17 protein-coding genes are annotated in these 18255 nt (G+C 71.4%); 10 read left to right on the top strand and 7 right to left on the bottom strand.

Annotated elements, in window-relative coordinates; genetic code table 11:
- The first annotated feature begins 688 nt into the window (after window positions 1-688).
- A complete protein-coding gene (locus tag BR39_RS0115045) occupies window positions 689-970 on the top strand; it encodes a hypothetical protein (protein WP_156035778.1) in 282 nt (93 codons plus the stop codon).
- Between the two features lie 3 nt (window positions 971-973).
- Here BR39_RS0115045 and tpiA read toward each other — a convergent pair whose 3' ends face one another.
- Window positions 974-1735, bottom strand: a complete 762-nt coding sequence (gene tpiA, locus BR39_RS0115040) for a triose-phosphate isomerase (protein ID WP_029913435.1) — start codon at window positions 1733-1735, stop codon at window positions 974-976.
- A 168-nt stretch (window positions 1736-1903) separates the two neighbouring features.
- On the opposite strand from tpiA, the gene BR39_RS0115035 reads away from it, so the two are divergent.
- Together BR39_RS0115035 and trpE are read left to right on the top strand one after the other, a co-directional pair.
- Window positions 1904-3871, top strand: coding sequence for a peptidylprolyl isomerase (locus BR39_RS0115035; RefSeq protein WP_029913432.1), 1968 nt, complete (start codon window positions 1904-1906; stop codon window positions 3869-3871).
- Window positions 3868-5403: an anthranilate synthase component I gene (gene trpE, locus BR39_RS0115030; RefSeq protein WP_029913430.1), complete on the top strand. Its 1536-nt coding sequence runs from the start codon at window positions 3868-3870 to the stop codon at window positions 5401-5403. Before BR39_RS0115035 ends, trpE begins: the two co-directional genes overlap by 4 nt.
- A 15-nt stretch (window positions 5404-5418) precedes the next feature.
- On the opposite strand, the gene BR39_RS26760 is transcribed toward trpE, so the two are convergent.
- Window positions 5419-5628 carry a hypothetical protein gene (locus BR39_RS26760; RefSeq protein ID WP_029913427.1) on the bottom strand — a complete coding sequence of 70 codons (210 nt, stop codon included), beginning with the start codon at window positions 5626-5628 and terminating at the stop codon, window positions 5419-5421.
- A gap of 161 nt (window positions 5629-5789) precedes the next feature.
- Here BR39_RS26760 and BR39_RS0115020 point away from each other — a divergent pair, with 161 nt between their 5' ends.
- From BR39_RS0115020 to BR39_RS0115005, 4 genes are read left to right on the top strand one after another with little or no spacing between them, the layout of a single operon-like run.
- Window positions 5790-6386, top strand: coding sequence for an aminodeoxychorismate/anthranilate synthase component II (locus tag BR39_RS0115020; protein WP_029913423.1), 597 nt, complete (start codon window positions 5790-5792; stop codon window positions 6384-6386).
- A gap of 3 nt (window positions 6387-6389) precedes the next feature.
- Window positions 6390-7418 (top strand): anthranilate phosphoribosyltransferase, encoded by a 1029-nt coding sequence (gene trpD, locus BR39_RS0115015; protein WP_029913421.1) that lies wholly within the window; start codon window positions 6390-6392, stop codon window positions 7416-7418.
- Complete coding sequence (trpC, locus tag BR39_RS0115010) at window positions 7415-8203, top strand: indole-3-glycerol phosphate synthase TrpC (RefSeq protein ID WP_029913418.1); 789 nt, start codon at window positions 7415-7417, stop codon at window positions 8201-8203. The genes trpD and trpC overlap by 4 nt, the downstream gene beginning before the upstream one ends.
- Window positions 8204-8207: 4 nt before the next feature.
- A complete protein-coding gene (locus BR39_RS0115005) occupies window positions 8208-9530 on the top strand; it encodes a serine hydrolase (RefSeq protein ID WP_035018461.1) in 1323 nt (440 codons plus the stop codon).
- A gap of 6 nt (window positions 9531-9536) precedes the next feature.
- Here BR39_RS0115005 and BR39_RS25860 read toward each other — a convergent pair whose 3' ends face one another.
- The gene (locus BR39_RS25860) at window positions 9537-10136 is read right to left on the bottom strand and encodes an isoprenylcysteine carboxylmethyltransferase family protein (protein ID WP_051695735.1); all 600 of its coding nucleotides are present in this window, start codon (window positions 10134-10136) and stop codon (window positions 9537-9539) included.
- Window positions 10137-10225: 89 nt separating this feature from the next.
- Complete coding sequence (locus tag BR39_RS0114995) at window positions 10226-11971, bottom strand: amidohydrolase family protein (protein WP_029913410.1); 1746 nt, start codon at window positions 11969-11971, stop codon at window positions 10226-10228.
- A gap of 251 nt (window positions 11972-12222) precedes the next feature.
- Here BR39_RS0114995 and lexA point away from each other — a divergent pair, with 251 nt between their 5' ends.
- Together lexA and BR39_RS0114985 are read left to right on the top strand one after the other, a co-directional pair.
- Window positions 12223-12927, top strand: a complete 705-nt coding sequence (gene lexA, locus BR39_RS0114990; protein ID WP_029913406.1) for a transcriptional repressor LexA — start codon at window positions 12223-12225, stop codon at window positions 12925-12927.
- Window positions 12928-13094: 167 nt separating this feature from the next.
- Complete coding sequence (locus BR39_RS0114985; RefSeq protein WP_029913404.1) at window positions 13095-13496, top strand: energy transducer TonB; 402 nt, start codon at window positions 13095-13097, stop codon at window positions 13494-13496.
- Window positions 13497-13499: 3 nt separating this feature from the next.
- On the opposite strand, the gene BR39_RS0114980 is transcribed toward BR39_RS0114985, so the two are convergent.
- Genes BR39_RS0114980 through BR39_RS0114970 form a run of 3 tightly spaced genes read right to left on the bottom strand, consistent with a single transcriptional unit; the run spans window position 13500 to window position 16628 of the window.
- A complete protein-coding gene (locus BR39_RS0114980; RefSeq protein ID WP_029913402.1) occupies window positions 13500-13907 on the bottom strand; it encodes a GFA family protein in 408 nt (135 codons plus the stop codon).
- 28 nt (window positions 13908-13935) lie between these two features.
- Window positions 13936-14583, bottom strand: a complete 648-nt coding sequence (locus tag BR39_RS0114975; RefSeq protein ID WP_035018460.1) for a glutathione S-transferase family protein — start codon at window positions 14581-14583, stop codon at window positions 13936-13938.
- Window positions 14584-14585: 2 nt separating this feature from the next.
- Window positions 14586-16628 carry a ComEC/Rec2 family competence protein gene (locus BR39_RS0114970; RefSeq protein ID WP_081916817.1) on the bottom strand — a complete coding sequence of 681 codons (2043 nt, stop codon included), beginning with the start codon at window positions 16626-16628 and terminating at the stop codon, window positions 14586-14588.
- Window positions 16629-16794: 166 nt separating this feature from the next.
- On the opposite strand from BR39_RS0114970, the gene gltX reads away from it, so the two are divergent.
- Window positions 16795-18216: a glutamate--tRNA ligase gene (gene gltX / locus BR39_RS0114965; protein ID WP_029913392.1), complete on the top strand. Its 1422-nt coding sequence runs from the start codon at window positions 16795-16797 to the stop codon at window positions 18214-18216.
- The last annotated feature ends 39 nt before the right edge of the window (window positions 18217-18255 follow it).

Raw genomic sequence — 18255 nt, 5'->3', positions numbered from 1 at the left:
TTGCGTCCGCCGATCCCCCGCCGCCTGGGTTTCGTCTTCACAGAAGAACCTGCCCAGGACCGCCGCGAAGGCGTCACTCAAGACCACCGGCGAGCGCTTCCCGCTCGTCCACCCCCGAAAGCCGTTCGGTCGCCGGCCGGACGCCCTTCCCTGCTTTCAGGTGGGATCAGGATACGGGCGCCTGGAAGGGTGAGGACAAGTTCGGTCGAAAAAGTTCAAGGCATTGAAAACGCTGAAGTCTGTTCGCTATCCGCCGAGGATTAAGTCCGACCGGGGACATGCCCTTGCGGCGTGTCCCCAACCACCTGGCGCCGCGCGAGACCTGGGGACACGCCCCAAGGGCATGTCCCCGTCAGCGGACGACTTGGGGGACACGCACTCACATCGCACGCCCCGCGAACCTGGCCGGCGCACCGCCCTGAGTGCATGTCCCCTCCGCGCAAGCACAACCCGTGGGAGCGCTAACAACCGAAAATCGATATGGCGACCCGAGCTTCACAACCTAAGGTGCGGGAAAAACGGCGGCCGAGACCAGGGTTTTCCCCGATCTCAAAAATCGGGAGATGGCGGAATATCGGGTTCGAGCGTTAGGAGTTGTACTATGTCGAGTTCCAAACACATCTCTGATCATCTCAAAGCGGTCCGTAAGATCGCTGTCGAAACCTCTCCAGAAGATGTCGCCGGAACGGTGGCGTTGGCGATCCAGCGGGTCCGGGTAACCCTGCAGAACCTCGCCCTTCTGGCCAACAAGACGCCCGACCTCGAAGCGGCCGCCCGCGACGTGGACGCCTGCCTCCCCGCGTTCGTGGGCGGCCAGTGGTCGGGGATCTTCTTCGGCGACGAGCTGCTGGATGCGCTGGACGCTTTCGAGGAGGCGCTGGACGCCGCCGGCCCCAGCGAGGTGGCCCGGCGGATCGGCGCCTGGTCGGCCCGGCCCGCGCCGCCCATGGCCGCCCAGCTCGCTCCCTAGGCCCTAAGCCGCCTCGATGATCGCCAGGAAGTCGGCCGCCTTCAGCGAGGCGCCGCCGACCAGGGCGCCGCCGACCTCGGGCGCCGCCAGGATTTCCCGCGCGTTGTCGGGCTTGACCGAGCCGCCGTAGAGGATCGGCACGGTCGCGCCGTGCTGGCCAAACCGTTCGACCAGCACGGCCCGCAGGGCCTCGTGGATGTGCTCGATGTCTTCCGGGGTCGGGGTGCGGCCGGTGCCGATCGCCCAGACCGGCTCGTAGGCCACGGCGAAGGCCTGACCCGCCAGGGCGGCCGGCAGCGACTCGCGGGCCATGCCCGTGACCACCGCCTCGGCCTGGCCGGCGTCGCGCTGGGCCAGGGTCTCGCCGAAGCAGACGATCGGCTCCAGGCCGGCGGCCAGGGCGGCCTCGACCTTGGCCGACACCAGGGCGTCGCTCTCCTTGTAGGCGGCGCGGCGTTCGGAATGGCCGAGAATCACCAAGGTGGCGCCGGCGTCGGCCAGCATCGCCGCCGAGATGTCGCCGGTATGGGGCCCCGCCGCGGCCGGATGGCAGTCCTGGCCGCCGACGATCACCGCCTCGCCCGCCATGGCCTCGGCCATCCGGCTCAGCAGGGTGGCCGCCGGGCAGATGGCCACCCGGGCGGCGGGCGGCTTGGCCGCCAGGGCCGCCGCCACCGCCCGCGCCTCGTCCAGCGAGGCCTCCAGCCCGAACATCTTCCAATTTCCGGCGATCAGCGGCCGGGGCGTCGTCAGCGAAAGGGTCATGGACCCGGTTTGGGACCCTTGGCGAGACGGAAGTCAAGACCGGTCGAACCCGCCGCCGCTTGCCCGGCGCCCCGCGGCTCTACTATACCCGCTGCTCGCGTCCGCTTCTTCGCTAGGGCCTTGGCCCTGCGGAGAACCCGCGATTTTCGAGGAAGGTTTCTCCCAGTCATGCTCGCCGGCTTCCGCTCCTTCGCCAAATCGCCGTTCGCGGTGGTCCTGTTTGGTCTGCTCATCGTCAGCTTCGCGGTGTTCGGCATCAGCGACGTGTTCCGCCATCCCCCCGGCAAGTGGGTGATCGCGGCCGGCTCGCGGAACATGAGCCCGGAGGACTTCAAGGCGCAGTTCGAGAACTTCCGGAAGCGCGAGCAGGCCCAGGGCCAGACGATCACGCCGGACATCGCCGTCCAGCAGGGCGTCGACCGCAAGATGCTGACCCAGCTGGCCCTGCAGGAATCCCTGGCCGAGCTGCTGCACAAGATGGGCGTGCGCGCGTCCGACAAGCTGGTGGCCGACACCCTGCGCGAGCAGCTGGCCGCCCTGCCCCCGGGCCAGCGTCCGTTCGACCCGATCACCGGCAAGTTCGACAACCAGCTGTACCAGCGCCTGCTGGCCCAGAACGACCTGACCCCGGCCCGCTTCGAAGCCTCGCTGCGCGACGACATCGCCCAGACCCACACCTTCAGCGCCGTCGCCGCCGGTCTGCGCGCGCCGCGCCTCTATTCGGCCCTGCAGGCCGCCTACGCCCTGGAAGGCCGCGACCTGGCCGCCTTCGCGATCAATCCGGCCACCGTCGAGAAGCCGGGCGCGCCGACCGACGCCCAGCTGCAGGCCTTCATGAAGGAGCACGCCGCCCAGCTGACCCGGCCCGAGACCCGGGTCCTGTCGGTGGCCCGCTTCAGCGCCAAGGCCCTGGAGGCCACGGTGACCGTGCCCGAGGCCGAGATCGTCAAGACCTACAACTTCCGCAAGGACACCCTGGGCACGGCCGAGACCCGCTCGTTCGTCCAGATCCAGGCTCCCGACGCCAAGGCCGCCGCGACGATCGTCCAGCGCCTGACCAAGGGCGACGCGCCCGCCGCCATCGCGAGCGCCTACGGCAAGCAGCCGCTGGTGATCGACTCCAAGCCCAAGACCGCCCTGCCCGACCGCAAGGTGGCCGACGCCGTGTTCGCCCTGGCGGCCGGCCAGGTCAGCGCCCCGGTCGCCGGCGAGTTCGGCCTCTCGGTGGTCAAGCTGGTCAAGATCAACCCCGCCACCACGCCCAGCCTGGAATCGCAACGCCCCGCCATCGAGGCCGAGCTGAAGGCCCAGGCCGCCCAGGCCAAGGCCTATGAGCAGACCCAGGCCTACCAGGACGCCCACGACGGCGGCGCCAACCTGATCGACGCGGCCACCAAGGCCGGCGCCTTCGTGCGGACCACCGCGCCGGTCGCCGCCACCGGCGTCGACCAGGGCGGTCAGCCCGACCCCGCCCTGACCCCGGACGCCCTGAAGACCGCCTTCGAACTGCCCGCCGGCGGCGAGAGCGAACTGATCGAGGCCGGCAAGGGCGAGTATTTCGCCGTCCGCGTCGAGAAGGTCATCCCGTCGGCCATGCCGCCGCTGGCCGAGGTCCGCGCGCCCCTGGCGCAGCAGTGGCAGCTGGACCAGCTGTTCCAGCGCATGAAGGCCAAGGCCGACGCGCTGAGCGAGCGGGTCAAGAAGGGCGAGTCGCTGGAGGCCGTCGCCGCCGCGTCCCAGACCCAGGTGCAGCGCGTCCCCAACATCACCCGCCAGAACGCCCGCCAGTTCCAGGGCCTGGGCCGCGACCTGCTGATCAGCACCTTCGGCGCCAAGCCGGGCCAGCCGTTCGTCGCCCGCGGCCCGCAGGGCGGCTACCTGGTCGCCATGGTCGAGAAGATCCACTCCGGCTCGCCCGAGCAGATGGCCCAGATCACCGAGGCCATGCGCCCGCAGGTCTCGCAGGGCCTGTTCCGCGCCATCGGCCAGTCGGCCCAGGACGCGGCCAAGACCGAGCTGAAGACCAAGGTCAACCTGACCCTGGCCCGCCAGGCGATCGGCGTCGACACCAGCGCCCTGCCCTCCGAGGACGGCAAGACTCCGGCGAAAAAGGCTCCCAAGGGTCTGGCTCAATGAGCCTGGAGCCCGCGCTCGACGCCTTTACCGCCGCCTACGAGTCCGGCCGCCCGCAGGTGGTTTGGACCCGGCTGATCGACGACCTGGAGACCCCGGTCTCGGCCTATCTGAAGATCGGTCACGGGCGGCCGTACGCCTTCCTGTTCGAAAGCGTCGAGGGCGGCGCCTGGCGCGGGCGCTATTCGATCGTGGCCATGAAGCCGGACCTGGTCTGGCGCTGCCGCGGCGACCAGGCCGAGATCGCCGAGGGCGACGACATCGCCGCCGGCCGCTTCACGCCCCAGGCGGGCGGCGCGCTGGACAGCCTGCGCGACCTGATCGCCCGCTCGCGGATCGAGCTGCCGGCCGGCCTGCCGCCGCCGTCGGCCGGCGTGTTCGGGGCCCTGGGCTACGACATGGTCCGCCTGGCCGAACGCCTGCCGGACGTCAACCAGGACACCCTGGGCCTGCCGGACGGGATCATGACCCGGCCGTCGATCGTGGCCGTGTTCGACGCCATCGCCCAGGAGATCATCCTGGTCACCACCGCGCGTCCCCAGGCGGGCGTGTCGGCCGCCGACGCCTATGCGGCCGCCCAGGGCCGGATCGAGTCGGTGATGGCCGACCTGCGCGGCCCGCTGACCCAGCAGGCCCCGCGCCAGAGCCACGGCCAGGCCGAGTTCACCACTCCGGTCAGCCGCGCCGACTACGCCGAGGTGGTCGAGAAGGCCAAGGAGTACATCCGGGCCGGCGACATCTTCCAGGTGGTGCCCAGCCACCGCTTCCGCGCGCCGTTCCCGCTGGAGCCGTTCGCCCTGTACCGCTCGCTGCGCCGGACCAATCCGTCGCCGTTCCTGTATTTCCTGGACCTGGACGGCTTCAACCTGGTCGGCTCCTCGCCGGAGATCCTGGTGCGGCTGCGCGACGGCAAGATCACGATCCGCCCGATCGCCGGCACCCGTCCGCGCGGCGCCACGCCCGAGCAGGACCTGGCGCTGGAGAAGGAGCTGCTGGCCGATCCCAAGGAACGGTCCGAGCACCTGATGCTGCTGGACCTGGGCCGCAACGACGTGGGCCGCGTGGCGATGCTCAAGCACGCCGGCAGCAACGATCCGGCCGCCAAGGGCAAGCACGCCAACGTGCGGGTGACCGACAGCTTCAAGATCGAGCGCTACAGCCACGTCATGCACATCGTCTCCAACGTCGAGGGCGACGCGCCGGACGGCGTGGATCCGGTCGACGTGCTGATGGCCGCCCTGCCCGCCGGCACGCTCTCGGGCGCGCCCAAGGTGCGGGCCATGGAGATCATCGACGAGCTGGAGATCGAGAAGCGCGGCATCGGCTACGCCGGCGCGGTCGGCTACATCGGCGCCGACGGCTCGGTCGACACCTGCATCGTGCTGCGCACGGCCCTGGTCAAGGACGGCATGATGTACGTCCAGGCCGGCGGCGGCGTCGTGGCCGACAGCGACCCGGACGCCGAGTACGACGAGACCCTGCACAAGTCGCGGGCCCTCAAGCGCGCGGCCGAAGAGGCTTGGCGCTTCGCCTAGAATTGGGCGCTTCGCCTAGTTTCCGTCGAGGCGGTCGGACGGCAGGTGCTGGACGACCGCCGGCGGGGCCACCACCATCACCACCGCGAAGGTCACGGCGCTGAACGCCGCGAAGGCGGCGGCGGCCAGGACCGGTCCCATCTTCTGCCGGCGCATCGGCTTGCGCAGCAGAGCCCGGGCGTAGGCGATCGCGGCGGAATCGAGGGCGGAATCAGCGGGGTTCATGGCGTCAGCATGCCCCAGCCCCCAGATGAAGCAATGCGACGCTTTCACGCTGCCCGGCGCGCTGGTCGGCCGGCTGAGCGCCCCCGCAGAAAAACTTGCCGCGAAGACCCTCACCTTTTCGGTGAAACCGGCTAGAAGGCTGAACCTGGAAAGGCGGCGTCATGATCCTGGTCATCGATAACTACGACAGCTTCACCTACAACCTCGTCCACTATCTGAACGAGCTGGGGGCCGACACCGTCGTGCATCGCAACGACGACCTGTCGGTGCAGGAAGCCCTGGGTCTGCGGCCGAACGCGGTCCTGCTGTCGCCCGGCCCCAAGGCCCCCGACCAGGCCGGCATCTGCCTGCCGCTGCTCCGCGGCGCGCCCGACGACCTGGCGATCCTGGGCGTGTGCCTCGGCCACCAGGCCATCGGCCAGGCCTACGGCGGCGAGGTGATCCGCGCCAAGGAAGTGATGCACGGCAAGACCAGCAAGATCTTCCACAACGACCAGGGCGTGTTCAAAGGCCTGCCCAACCCGTTCATCGCCACGCGCTACCACAGCCTGGCGGTCGACAAGGCCACCCTGCCCGCCGACCTGGAGATCACCGCCTGGACCGAGGACGGCGAGATCATGGGCGTGCAGCACAAGACCCGCCCCGTCTACGGCGTGCAGTTCCACCCCGAGTCCATCGCCACCGAGGGCGGCCACCAGCTGCTGGCCAACTTCCTGGACCTGGCCAAGGTCAAGCGCGACGCGGCGATCTGGGTCTAGCCGATGTCCGACGCCTTCAAGCCCCTGCTGGCCAAGCTGGCCGACGGCCAGACCCTCGACGAGGACGACGCCGAGATCTTCTTCGCCGCCTGCCTGCGTGGCGAACCGACGCCCGCCCAGGTGGCCGCGGCGGTCACCGCCATGCGCCTGCGCGGCGAGACCGTGGGCGAGATCACCGCCTGCGCCCGCGCCATGCGCCGCGCGGCCATCCACCTGGACCACCCCTATGACGTGGTCGACGTCTGCGGCACCGGCGGCGACGGCCTGCACACCTTGAACATCTCCACCGCCGTGGGCTTCGTGGCGGCCGGCGGCGGGCTGAAGGTGGCCAAGCACGGCAACCGGGCGATCACCAGCAAGTCCGGCACCGCCGACGTCCTGGCCGCCCTGGGCGTGAACATCGACGCCAGCCTGGCCCAGCAGCGCCATGCGCTGGACACGGCCGGCATCTGCTTCCTGTTCGCCCAGTCGCACCACGGGGCGATGAAGCACGTCTCGCCGATCCGCCAGCAGCTGGGCTTCCGCACGATCTTCAATCTGCTGGGCCCGCTGACCAATCCGGCCGGCGCCAAGCGCCAGGTCGTGGGCGTCTCGGCCCACCGCTTCGTCGAGCCCGTGGCCAAGGCCCTGGGCGCGCTCGGCGCCGAGCGCGCCTGGTCGGTGCACGGGGCCGGCATGGACGAGCTGACCACCACCGGCGAGACCGAGGTCGCCGAATGGCGCGACGGGTCCCTGCGGCTGTTCACGATCACGCCGGAAGCCGTGGGCCTGCCCCGCGCCGCCCTGGCCGACATCACCGGCGGCGAGCCCGCCTACAACGCCGCTGCCCTGACCGCCCTGCTGGACGGCCGCGAGGGTCCGTACCGCGACATCGTCATGCTCAACGCCGCCGCCGCCTTCCTGGTGGCCGACAAGGTCGAGACCCTGCGCGAAGGCGTGGAACTGGCCGGCGCGGTGCTGGACGACGGCCGCGCCCGCGCCGCCCTGGCCGGGCTGGTCGCCGCCACCAACAGTGAAACGCTTCCCGCATGACCGATATCCTCGCCAAGATCGCCGCCTACAAGCGCGAGGACGTCGCCGACCGTAAGCGCCGCCGCGCCTTCGCCCAGGTCGATTCCGCCGCCCGCGCCGCCAGCAGCCCGCGGGGCTTCAAGGCCGCCCTGGAGGCCGCCCACGGCCCCGGCAAGCTGTCACTGATCGCCGAGATCAAGAAGGCCTCGCCGTCCAAAGGGCTGATCCGCGCCGACTTCGACCCGCCGGCCCTGGCCCGCGCCTACGCCGCCGGCGGCGCGGCCTGCCTGTCGGTCCTGACCGACGGCCCCAGCTTCCAGGGCGCCGACGGCTACCTGATCGACGCCCGCGCGGCCGTCGCCCTGCCCTGCATCCGCAAGGACTTCCTGGTCGATCCCTGGCAGGTGGCCGAGAGCCGCGCCCTGGGCGCCGACGCCATCCTGGTCATCCTGGCCATGATCGACGACGCCCTGGCCGCCGACCTGATGGCGGAAGCCGCGCGCCTGGGCATGGACGCCCTGGTCGAGGTGCACGACGAGGCCGAGATGGACCGCGCCGGCCAACTGGGCTCGACCCTGGTCGGGATCAACAACCGCGACCTCAAGAGCTTCGTGGTCGACCTGGCCGTCACCGAACGCCTGGCCGCCCAGGCCCCCAAGGACGCCCTGCTGGTCACCGAGAGCGGCGTCTTCACTCATGAGGACGTGGTGCGGATGGAGGCGGCCGGGGCCAAGGCCATGCTGGTCGGCGAGAGCCTGATGCGCCAGGCCGACGTGGCCGCCGCCACCCGAGCCCTGCTGGGATAGGGCGTTGAACGAATTCGATCCGATAGAGCTGGACGCCCGCAAAGGTCGGTTCTGGCGCGACTGGCGCGTGGTGCCGGGCCTGGCCGTCGTCGCCGTCGTCGGCCTGGCGGCGCTGATCCTGGCGACGCAGCACCGCGGGCGCGCGACCGAGCCGACGTCCGAGCCCGCCGTCGCGACCGCCGTCACCGCCCCGCCGACGCCCGCCGTCCTGCCCCTGAAGCCCGACGCGTGGCGCGGCCAGATCGATTACCGCGCCCTGGACGCCCGCATCCGGACGATGATGACCGACCGGTCCATGCAGGGCCTGGCCATCGCCGTGGTCGAGGACGGCCGCCTGTCGTTCGTCCAGGGCTACGGGCGGACCACGCCGGGCGACGGCGAGAAGGTCGGCGCCGACACCGTCTTCCGCTGGGCCTCGCTGTCCAAGACCGTGGCCGCCACGCTCAGCGCCCGCCTGGCGAACGAAGGGGCGTTCTCGCTGGACGACCCGCTGGGCAAGTTCGGCGTCAGCCTGCGCCTGCCGAACGACGCCCAGAACACCCTGACGGTCGAGCAGCTGCTGTCCCAGCGCACCGGCCTGCCCCGCAACGCCTATGACGGCTGGCTGGAGGGCGGACGCGATCCGAAGATGATCCGCGAAAGCCTGGCGGCCGTGCCCCTGCTGTGCCCGCCGGCCACCTGCCACAGCTACCAGAACATCGCCTACGACACGATCCGCGAGGTCGTGGAGGCCGCCACCCACCGATCCTACGCCGACGAGGCGCGCCAGCGGCTGTTCGCGCCGTTGGGCATGACCAGCGCGACCATCGGCCTGGACGGCCTGCGGGACGCGCCGCACTGGGCGCCGCCCTCGCGCTGGGGCCACACCGCGCCCCTGACCGACTTCTACTATCGGGTGCCCGCCGCGGCCGGGGTCAATTCCAACATCGTCGACCTGGCGCGGTGGATGCAGGCCCAGATGGGCCAGGCGCCCGCCGTCCTGCCCGCCGGGGTGCTGGCCGACATCCAGCGCCCGCGCGTCAACACCGGCCGCCCCTACGGCAACTCGCCGCTGGGCCGCTCGCTGCAGCATCCCGGCTACGGCCTGGGGATGCGCAGCTTCACCTACAAGGGCCACCGCCTGGTCGGCCACAGCGGGGCGGTGACCGGCTATCGCTCGACCATGATGTTCGACCCCGCCACCCGGACGGGCGTGGTGATGCTGTGGAACAGCGAGGCCAACCTGCCCTTCAAGCTCCAGGCCGAGGTCTTCGACCTGGCCTACCACCAACCGTTCCAGGACTGGCTGCAGCTGAAGGCCAAGGACCGGTCCGACCTGGCTCCCTGAGCCGGCCTACCAGATCAGCGGGATCAGCGCGGCCTTGCGTTTGCGATAGGCTAGATGGGCCTCGCCGAAGCGCGCGGTCATGGCCGCGTCCTCGACCCGGATCCGCTGGCCGAAGGCGATCAGGCCGGCGACCGCCAGGACCACGGCCGAAAGCCAGCTGCCCAGGCCCAGCCCGACGCCGACCAGGGTCAGCAGGCTGCCCAGATAGGCGGGGTTGCGGACGATCCGGTACGGACCCGAGGTGACCATCCGGTGGTCGTCGTGCAGATGCACCGTGCGCCGGAAGAAGGCCCCCAGCGTCAGGATCGCCCAGAGGCGCAGCACGAGCCCGCCCCAGATCAGGACGAGGGCCGCCAGCCGCGCCTCGGCCTTCCAGGCCGTCAGCCGGGCGAAGGCGGTGGAGGGCGTATAGGCCACGAAGAAGGCGACGAAGATCCCGGCGGCGATCACCGCCACCAGGGCCCGCAGGCTGCCCCGGTCGGCGTCCTGGCCGCCGGCCCCGCGCCGGTCGCGCAGCCAGACCCACACCTCGAACAGCGCGAAGGCCGCGTAGCTGACCCAGAAGGCGCGCGGCCAGCCCGCGTTCAACAGCCAGATTCGATCCATGCCCGCCCATCCGATGGTCGCCCAAGGCACTACAGGCAGGGCGGCGCGTGCGGTCAACCTCCGACTGATCTCCCGCGTCCCGACTCGCCCTATTCGGCCGCCAGGGCCGCAGGCGCCGCCCGCGCCCCGCGCACCAGGCGGCCGGGCAAGGCGCCGGTCGGTTCGCCGTCGCGCCGGGTGACCACCCCGCCCACGACGGTGGCGACATAGCCGTGCGCCTTCTGGCTCAGGCGCCGCCCGCCGGCCGGCAGGTCGTAGGCCACGGCGGGCGCCTCCAGCCTCAGCCCCTCGTAGTCGATGACGTTGAGATCGGCCCGATAGCCGGGCGCGATCAGGCCCCGGTCCAGCAGACCCACGGCGGCGGCGGTGTCGCGGGTCTGCATCGCCACCATGGTCTCCAGCGGGATGCGCGGCCCGCGCGTGCGCTCGCGCGTCCAGTGGACGAGGTTGCTGGTCGGGAAGCTGCCGTCGCAGATCATGCCCACATGGGCGCCGCCGTCGGACAGGCCCGGCACGGTGTCGCGATGCAGCAGCATGGCCAGGCTGGGGTCCAGCGATCCGTCGGCGTAGTTCAGGAACGGGTGGTAGAGCATGCCGCGCCCGCCGTTCCGCAGCATGGCGTCCAGCGCCACGGCGGCCGGGTCGCGTCCCTCCCGCGCCGCGATCGCCGCCACCGTCCGGTCGGCGGTCGGCTCGTAGTCGGGGACGGCGTCCATCGGGAAGAGGTTGTCCCAGGCGCGCAGCGCGCTGCCGGCGAACGGTCCCTTGGCGTCGCCGTCGTGGACCAGCAGCCGGACGCGGAAGTCGGGATCGTTCAGGGCCGCGACCTTGTCGGCCAGGGACGCCTTGGCGATCTCGGCGAAGACCGGGTTCTGGCTGAACGGATTGAGGGTCAGCTCCAGGCCGAACAGCACGCCCACCGGCCGGCCGCAGACCTGGGCCTTCATCGGCAGGCCGGCGTCGACGGCCTCGGCCAGGCCCGCCAGCATCGCCTTCCAGCCCTCGGGCGACTTGGGGCTCTGGACCAGCGAGAACGACAGCGGCCGCCCCGACCGCTCGACGATCCGCCGCAGCATGGCCAGCTCGGCCGGGCCGTCGGGGAAGAAGTCCGAGACCAGCTGCAGCACGCCCTTGCCGGCGGCGGCCAGGCCCAGGGCGATGCCGGTCAGTTCGTCCTCGCCCGCCGTCAGGGTGGGGGTCGGCTGGCCGTCGCTGGTGCGGTGGTTCAGCGTCCGCGAGGTGGAGAAGCCCAGGGCTCCCGCCTCGACCGCCCGCCGGGCGATGGCGGCCATGGCGGCGATGTCGGCGGGCGTCGCCGGCTCGCGGTCGGCCCCGCGCTGGCCCATCACGAACACCCGCAGCGCCGCGTGCGGCAGCTGGGCGCCGATGTCGACGTCGAAGGCGCGGCCGGCCAGGAAATCCAGATAGTCGGGAAAGCTCTCCCAGGCCCAGGGCAGGCCCTCGGTCAGCACCGGGAACGGGATGTCCTCGACGCCCTCCATCAGGCGGATCAGCCGGTCACGGTCCTCGGGCCGGCAGGGCGCGAAGCCCACGCCGCAGTTGCCCATCACCACGGTGGTGACCCCATGCCCGGCGCTGGGCGTCATCGACGTGTCCCAGGTGGCCTGGCCGTCGTAGTGGGTGTGGATGTCGACGAAGCCCGGGGTGACCAGGCGGCCCCGCGCGTCGATCTCCTCGCGGCCCGACGCCAGGCCCGGCCCGATCGTGGCGATCAGGTCGTCCCTGACCGCCACGTCGGCGACGAAGCCCGGGCCGCCGGTCCCGTCCAGCACCGTCCCGCCGCGCAGGACCAGGTCGTAGGCGCGCTCGGCCATGGGTCGCGTCCTCCCGTGACTTATCGTTGTTCAGGAGGCTCCGCCTCGGGCGGCCGGCCGTCAAGCCGGGCAGGCCTCGATTCGGCCGGACCGCCGTCGAGCGTCACCAAGATCCCGGATCGGGGCCTGTATTTCCTAGCGTTTTCGCCCGCCGTTCCGGCGAACACCGTTAACTTGACATCAACGAAGAACACCTAGAGAACATTCGTAGAGGTTTGCGGTTTGTTCCGCGACGACTGGCGAGGCCGGACATGCTTACGCGCAAGCAGCACGAGCTGCTGATGTTCATCCACGAACGGATCAAGGAGACCGGCGTCTCCCCCTCCTTCGACGAGATGAAGGAGGCGCTGGACCTGGCGTCCAAGTCCGGCATCCACCGCCTGATCACCGCGCTCGAGGAACGCGGTTTCATCCGCCGCCTGGCCCACCGGGCCCGGGCGCTGGAAGTGGTCAAGCTGCCTCAGCAGGCGACGACGGCCTCCCCGCCCAAGGGACGGGGCGCCTTCAAGCCGCAGGTGGTCGAGGGCGGCGGGCAGGCCCCGTCGATCCCGGCCGCGCCGATCGCCGCCGACAACACCCGCGAGCTGCCGATCCTGGGCCGCATCGCCGCCGGCACCCCGATCGACGCCATCCAGCACGAACGCGAGCGCCTGCCGGTGCCCGAGACCATGCTGGGCGGCGGCGAGCACTACGTGCTGGAAGTCCAGGGCGACTCGATGATCGAGGCCGGCATCCTCGACGGCGACTACGTCATCATCAAGAAGGGCGACACGGCCAACAGCGGCGAGATCGTCGTGGCCCTGGTCGGCGAGGAAGCCACCCTCAAGCGCCTGCGCAAGAAGGGCGGCTCGATCGCCCTGGAAGCGGCCAACCCCAAGTACGAGACCCGCATCTTCGGCCCCGACCAGGTCGAGGTGCAGGGCAAGCTGGTGGGCCTGATCCGGCGCTATCACTAGGTTTCTGGTCCGCTCATCCCGGCGAACGCCGGGACCAAGATCGTAAGGCGCTGAGTCTGGCTGACCGGACTCAGCGCTTTTTTTTTGGGTTCCAGATTGCGGGAGCGTGGTGGACGGCGATCCATGCTCAAGCTACCCAAGGACGACGTCACCTCAAGGAACACGCCTTGATCTTACCGTTCATCCTGGCCCTGCAGGCGGCGCCGGCCGCCATGGCTTCGCCCGTCCCAGCTTCGACCCAGGCCCCGCTCGGCGCGCAGGAGGTGAAGATCAACACGGGCAAGTTCCGAGCTGATCAGTACTATCCCGACTACGCCCAGCGCATGGGCGTGTCCGATGTGGTCGAGGCCACCTGCAAGATCGGCGGGCACGGCGCGCTGGAGGGCTGCTCGGTGGGGGCGCCGCGGACCGACGGCTACGGTTTCGACCAGGCGGCGGCGAAGCTGCTGGCCGCCTCCCGGGTCGCCGCCAGGGTCAAGTCGGGCGAATCGATCGAGGGACGCACCCTGCATCTGACGATCCGCTTCACGTCCCGCAGCTACAGCAGCTTCAGCGTGCGTTTCGAATAGCCCCTAGGTCGGCATCCCCGCCGGCCGGTTCTCGACATATTGCGGCACGTTCAGGGGCGCCATCCACGGCTCGCGGCGCTTGACCCAGACCTCGTACTGCGGCGTGAACTGGCCGACCTCGTCCAGCCCGCCCAGGTGGATCTCGATCTCGTCGTCGCCCTCCTCGTCGGCCGTCCAGAACAGCGGCGAACCGCAGATCGGACACCCGTGCAGCAGGCCGTGCTCGGCGCCGGCCCAGACCTGGGTCCGTCCCTCGATCCGCACCTTGTCGGCGCGGAAGGCCGCGAAGGCGTTGCAGGGCGCGCCGTGGCGCTTGCGGCAGGTCAGGCAATGGCACAGGCCCACCCGCAGCGGTCCGCCGCTGGCCACATAGCGCACCGCCCCGCAGGCGCAGCCGCCGTGTCGTTCCATGATCGCCTCCGTCGTTCGCCCACAAGGCTCAGAACGCCAACCGCCCCTTCAGGTCCCCGAACCGGACCATCACGTGCTCGCGATAGGCCGCCCGCGCCGTCAGCCGCTCGAACCAAGCCGCCAGGCGCGGAAGGTCCGGCCGGTCGATCTCCAGCTCGAAATATCGGTAGAGATGGGTCCCGATGGCGATGTCGGCCAGGGACAGGGTCTCGCCGCCGACGAAGGGACGATCCGCCAACAGACGATCGACCTGAGCCAGGCAGGCGACCGTCCGGTCCAGGGCCCGCGCCACGGCCCCGACGTCGCGCTGGGCCTCCGGCGTGCGGTACCCGCCCCAGAACACACCGGTGAGGAAGGCGGGCTGCAGCGCCGTCTGCGCCCAGTCCATCCAGCCATCGATCGGCGCCCGGACGGCGGGATCGGCGGCCCAGAAGCGGTCCGCGCCATGGACGGCCGCCAGGTAGCGCAGGATGGCGTGGGACTCCCAGACCACCACCCCGCCGTCGTCGATCACCGGCACCTTGCCGTGCGGGTTCAGCGCCCGGAACGCCGGATCGTCCAGCCCGCCGAAGTCGCCGCCGGCCGGAACATGCGTGTGCGGAAGGTCCAGTTCGCCGACGAGCCACAGCACCTTCTGGACATTGGCCGAGCTGCGCCGTCCCCACACTTTCAGCATGGCTATCCCCTCGCCGCGCCGCTCCAGGGGCGGACGCCCCGCAGCGGCTGGGCCCAGACGATCCACCATTCGTCGCCGCGCCGATAGAGCTCGGCCGCGCCGCCGGCCGCGAAGTCGTCGGCGTCGAGCACGATCCGGTCGCGGCAGGCCGGCGGCACGGCCGCCGCGGCGCCGCGCAGGACGACGATCTCGGCCTGGCCGCACATCGCCGCCAGGTCGGTGAAGTCCGGCGCCGTCTTGCTCCATGACAAGGCCAGGGCCACGGGGGCTCGAGCGGTCGGGGCGCAGGACCGGCGGTCGCAGGCGTAGAGCAGGCTGGGCGCGGCGCTCTCCGGCACGACCAGGCCCCGGCGGCGGCCCCACAGCTCGGCTCCGAACCGGCGGGCGTCGGGCCGCAGCAGCACCGCCTCTCCGCCCTGGCGCACGGCCGCCGTGCTGCCGTCCGGCGCGATCCAGACGTCGGGCGGGGTCGGACGCGGCCAGAGGGCCACCGCCAGGGCCAGGGGCGCGCCCAGCCAGCGCAGGCGTCCCCGCCACAGGCACAGCAGCATCAGCCCCACGAACGCCAGGGCCAGGGTGAAGGGCGGCCCGCTGGCCACCACGTGCTGGGCCCCGCCGAGGCCGGCGAAGGCCTGGGCGATCCCCATCATCGCGGCGATGCCCCAGCCGGCCACGGCCAGGAACGGCGCGCCCAGGCCGAAGGGCTCCAGGGCCGCGCCCAGGGCCAGGAACGGCATGATCACGAACGACGACAGCGGCGCCACCGCCAAGTTGGCGGGCAGGCCCCAGACGGCCACGCGGTTGAAGTGCTGCATGGCGAACGGCCCGGTGGCCATGCCCGCCACGAAGCTGGCCCCGATGCTGACCGCCAGCCAGCCGGTCCCACCCTGGATGGCGCGGATCCACCAGGGCGTCGAGATCTCGCGCACCGGACGTGGCCAAGCCTCGGCCAGGGCCACCAGGGCGGCGGTGGCGGCGAACGACATCTGGAAGCCCGGCGCGCCCGCCGACTCCGGCTGGACCAGCAGGATGACCAGGGCCGCGATCGCCAGGCCGTGCAGGGTGATGGCCTGGCGGTCGAAGAGGATGGCGGCGAAGGCCACGGTGGCGGTGATCGCCGCCCGCAGGGCCGGCGGCGGCGCGCCGGACACCGCCAGATAGGTCCCGACCGCCGCCAACCCCGCCAGGGCCGCGACCTTCTTGCCGGGAACCCGCAGCGCCGCCCACGGCCAGGCGGCGATCAGCAGGCGCACCAGGCCGAAGGCGAAGCCGCCGACGATGGCCATGTGCAGGCCCGAGATCGACAGGATGTGGGCCAGGCCCGAGGCGCGCATGGCGTCGGTCTGGTCCTGGGTGATCCAGGCCTCGTGACCGGTGACCATGGCGGCGGCGATCCCGCCGCGCTCGACGCCCATGTCCCGGACGATCCGGCTGGCCAGCCGCCAGCGCAGCGCGTTGACGGCCATGGCCGCGCGCAGCCGCCAGGGCGGCGGGTCCAGCGCCACGGGCCGCGTCTGGCCGATCGCGAACCCGACCCCGCCCACGCCGTGGAACCAGGCGTCGCGGGCGAAATCGTAGGCCCCGGGCGCGGCCGGCGGCGGCGGCGGTCCCAGCATCGCCCGCAGACGGATCGCCTGGCCCGGCGCGACGATGTCCTCGGCCTCGACGGTCACCCGCACCCGCTTGGGCGTGTCCTCGGGCGCCAGGCGGCTGATCGAGACCGGGGCGATCAGCAGGCGCGGCCCGCCGGCGCCCGGGCTGACCACGTCGACCACGAAGCCGTCGATCGTCATCACCGCCCGCTCGCCCGAAAGGATCGGCGCGGCGACGGCGTGGGAGCGGACCTTCCCCGCCAGCGCCCCGGCCGCCAGCAGCGTCGCCAGCGCCAGGAAGACCGGCAAACCGCGCGTCGCGCGACGGCCGATCAGCCCCGCCAGGACGGCCAGCCCCAGGGTCGCGCCGACCAGCAGCGCCCACGACGGCTCGGCCTTCAGCTCCAGATAGCCGGCCGCCCCCAGGCCGAACGCCACCGGCGCCCACAGCATCCAGCGCTCGCGATTGGGGGCGATCTCGGAGATCAGCGAGCGTGTTACCGCTCTCAGGCTAGGAAGCGCGCGAAGACGCGTGCTAAGACGCGCCGCCCAGCCACCGGACCCGTCCGGCAGCGTCCTCGCCACGTCCGTGGCCTCCAGTTCGTCAGCCTTGATCCCGATGACCAATCCCCCCTCGCCCGTTTCGGGCGTCGTCACCCGCTTCGCCCCGTCGCCGACCGGCTTCCTGCACATCGGCGGCGCGCGCACGGCGCTGTTCAACTGGTTATATGCACGCCATACGGGTGGAAAGTTCCTTGTTCGCGTCGAGGACACCGATCGCGAGCGTTCGACCGACGCCGCCGTCGCCGCGATCTTCGAGGGGCTGGACTGGCTGGGCCTGAAGTCCGACGAGCCGGTGATCTTCCAGTACAGCCGCGCCGACCGCCACCGCGAGGTCGTCCAGCAGATGCTGGAGGCCGGCTGCGCCTATCGCTGCTGGATGACCGTCGAGGAGCTGGAGGCCGCCCGCGAGAAGGCCCGCGCCGAAGGCAAGGCCATCCGCTCGCCCTGGCGCGACGCCCCGCCGCCGAACGACCCCACCCTGCCCCACGTGATCCGCTTCAAGGGTCCGCTGGACGGCGAGACCGTGGTCGACGACCAGGTCAAGGGTCCGGTGACCTTCCGCAACATCGAGCTGGACGACCTGGTCCTGCTGCGCAACGACGGCGCGCCGACCTACAACCTGGCCGTGGTGGTCGACGACCACGACATGGGCGTCACCCACGTGATCCGGGGCGACGACCACCTGAACAACGCCGCCCGCCAGACCCTGATCTACCAGGCGATGGGCTGGGACGTGCCGGCCTTCGGCCACATCCCGCTGATCCACGGCCCGGACGGCGCCAAGCTCAGCAAGCGCCACGGCGCCCAGGCCGTCGGCGAGTTCGCCGACATGGGCTACATCCCCGAGGGCATGCGCAACTACCTGGCCCGCCTGGGCTGGGGCCACGGCGACGACGAGGTCTTCACCGACGAACAGGCGATCAGCTGGTTCGACATCAAGGACGTGGTCAAGGCCCCCGCCCGCCTGGACTGGGCCAAGCTGAACTTCATCAACGGCCAGCACCTGCGCGTGGCCGACGACGCCCGCCTGGCCGACCTGACCCTCAAGGCCCTGCAGGCCCGCGGCGGCGACCAGCCGGCCGACGTCTCCGCGCGCCTGCTGGCCGTGGTGCCGCAGGTCAAGGAAGGCGCCAAGACCATCCTGGAGTTGGCCGACCACTGCGAGTTCGCCCTCAAGGTGCGCCCGCTGGCGCTGGAGGAGAAGACCGTCAAGCAGCTGACCGACGAGACCGTCGAGCGGCTGACCCGCCTGCGCGCCCAGCTGGGCGCCGCGCCGGTCTGGGGCGTGTCGGAACTGGAAACCCTGTTGAAATCCTTCGCGGAATCCGAGGGCGTGGGCTTTGGCAAGTTCGGCCCGTCGCTGCGCGGAATCCTCACGGGCGGCTCCCAGGCGCCCGACCTGAACAAGATCATGGCGGCCCTCGGTCGCGACGAGTCTCTGGGGCGACTTGACGACGCCCTGGCGTCGCGCGCATGAGGCGCTATAACGCAACCGCGAAATCGAAAACTGGACTGA

The sequence above is a fragment of the Caulobacter sp. UNC358MFTsu5.1 genome (genome assembly GCF_000712075.1).
GTDB lineage: Bacteria > Pseudomonadota > Alphaproteobacteria > Caulobacterales > Caulobacteraceae > Caulobacter.
This window is presented reverse-complemented; position numbering and strand designations above follow the sequence as displayed.

Excerpts from the sequence above, each read along its gene's own strand:
- BR39_RS0115020 (WP_029913423.1), top strand. The coding sequence starts at position 5,790 with ATGATCCTGGTCATCGATAACTACGACAGCTTCACCTACAACCTCGTC.
- BR39_RS25860 (WP_051695735.1), bottom strand. The coding sequence starts at position 10,136 with ATGGATCGAATCTGGCTGTTGAACGCGGGCTGGCCGCGCGCCTTCTGG.
- BR39_RS26760 (WP_029913427.1), bottom strand. The coding sequence starts at position 5,628 with ATGAACCCCGCTGATTCCGCCCTCGATTCCGCCGCGATCGCCTACGCC.
- BR39_RS0115035 (WP_029913432.1), top strand. The coding sequence starts at position 1,904 with ATGCTCGCCGGCTTCCGCTCCTTCGCCAAATCGCCGTTCGCGGTGGTC.
- BR39_RS0114975 (WP_035018460.1), bottom strand. The coding sequence starts at position 14,583 with ATGCTGAAAGTGTGGGGACGGCGCAGCTCGGCCAATGTCCAGAAGGTG.
- lexA (WP_029913406.1), top strand. The coding sequence starts at position 12,223 with ATGCTTACGCGCAAGCAGCACGAGCTGCTGATGTTCATCCACGAACGG.
- gltX (WP_029913392.1), top strand. The coding sequence starts at position 16,795 with ATGACCAATCCCCCCTCGCCCGTTTCGGGCGTCGTCACCCGCTTCGCC.
- trpE (WP_029913430.1), top strand. The coding sequence starts at position 3,868 with ATGAGCCTGGAGCCCGCGCTCGACGCCTTTACCGCCGCCTACGAGTCC.
- BR39_RS0114995 (WP_029913410.1), bottom strand. The coding sequence starts at position 11,971 with ATGGCCGAGCGCGCCTACGACCTGGTCCTGCGCGGCGGGACGGTGCTG.
- trpC (WP_029913418.1), top strand. The coding sequence starts at position 7,415 with ATGACCGATATCCTCGCCAAGATCGCCGCCTACAAGCGCGAGGACGTC.
- BR39_RS0114980 (WP_029913402.1), bottom strand. The coding sequence starts at position 13,907 with ATGGAACGACACGGCGGCTGCGCCTGCGGGGCGGTGCGCTATGTGGCC.
- BR39_RS0114970 (WP_081916817.1), bottom strand. The coding sequence starts at position 16,628 with ATGCTGTGGGCGCCGGTGGCGTTCGGCCTGGGGGCGGCCGGCTATCTG.
- tpiA (WP_029913435.1), bottom strand. The coding sequence starts at position 1,735 with ATGACCCTTTCGCTGACGACGCCCCGGCCGCTGATCGCCGGAAATTGG.
- trpD (WP_029913421.1), top strand. The coding sequence starts at position 6,390 with ATGTCCGACGCCTTCAAGCCCCTGCTGGCCAAGCTGGCCGACGGCCAG.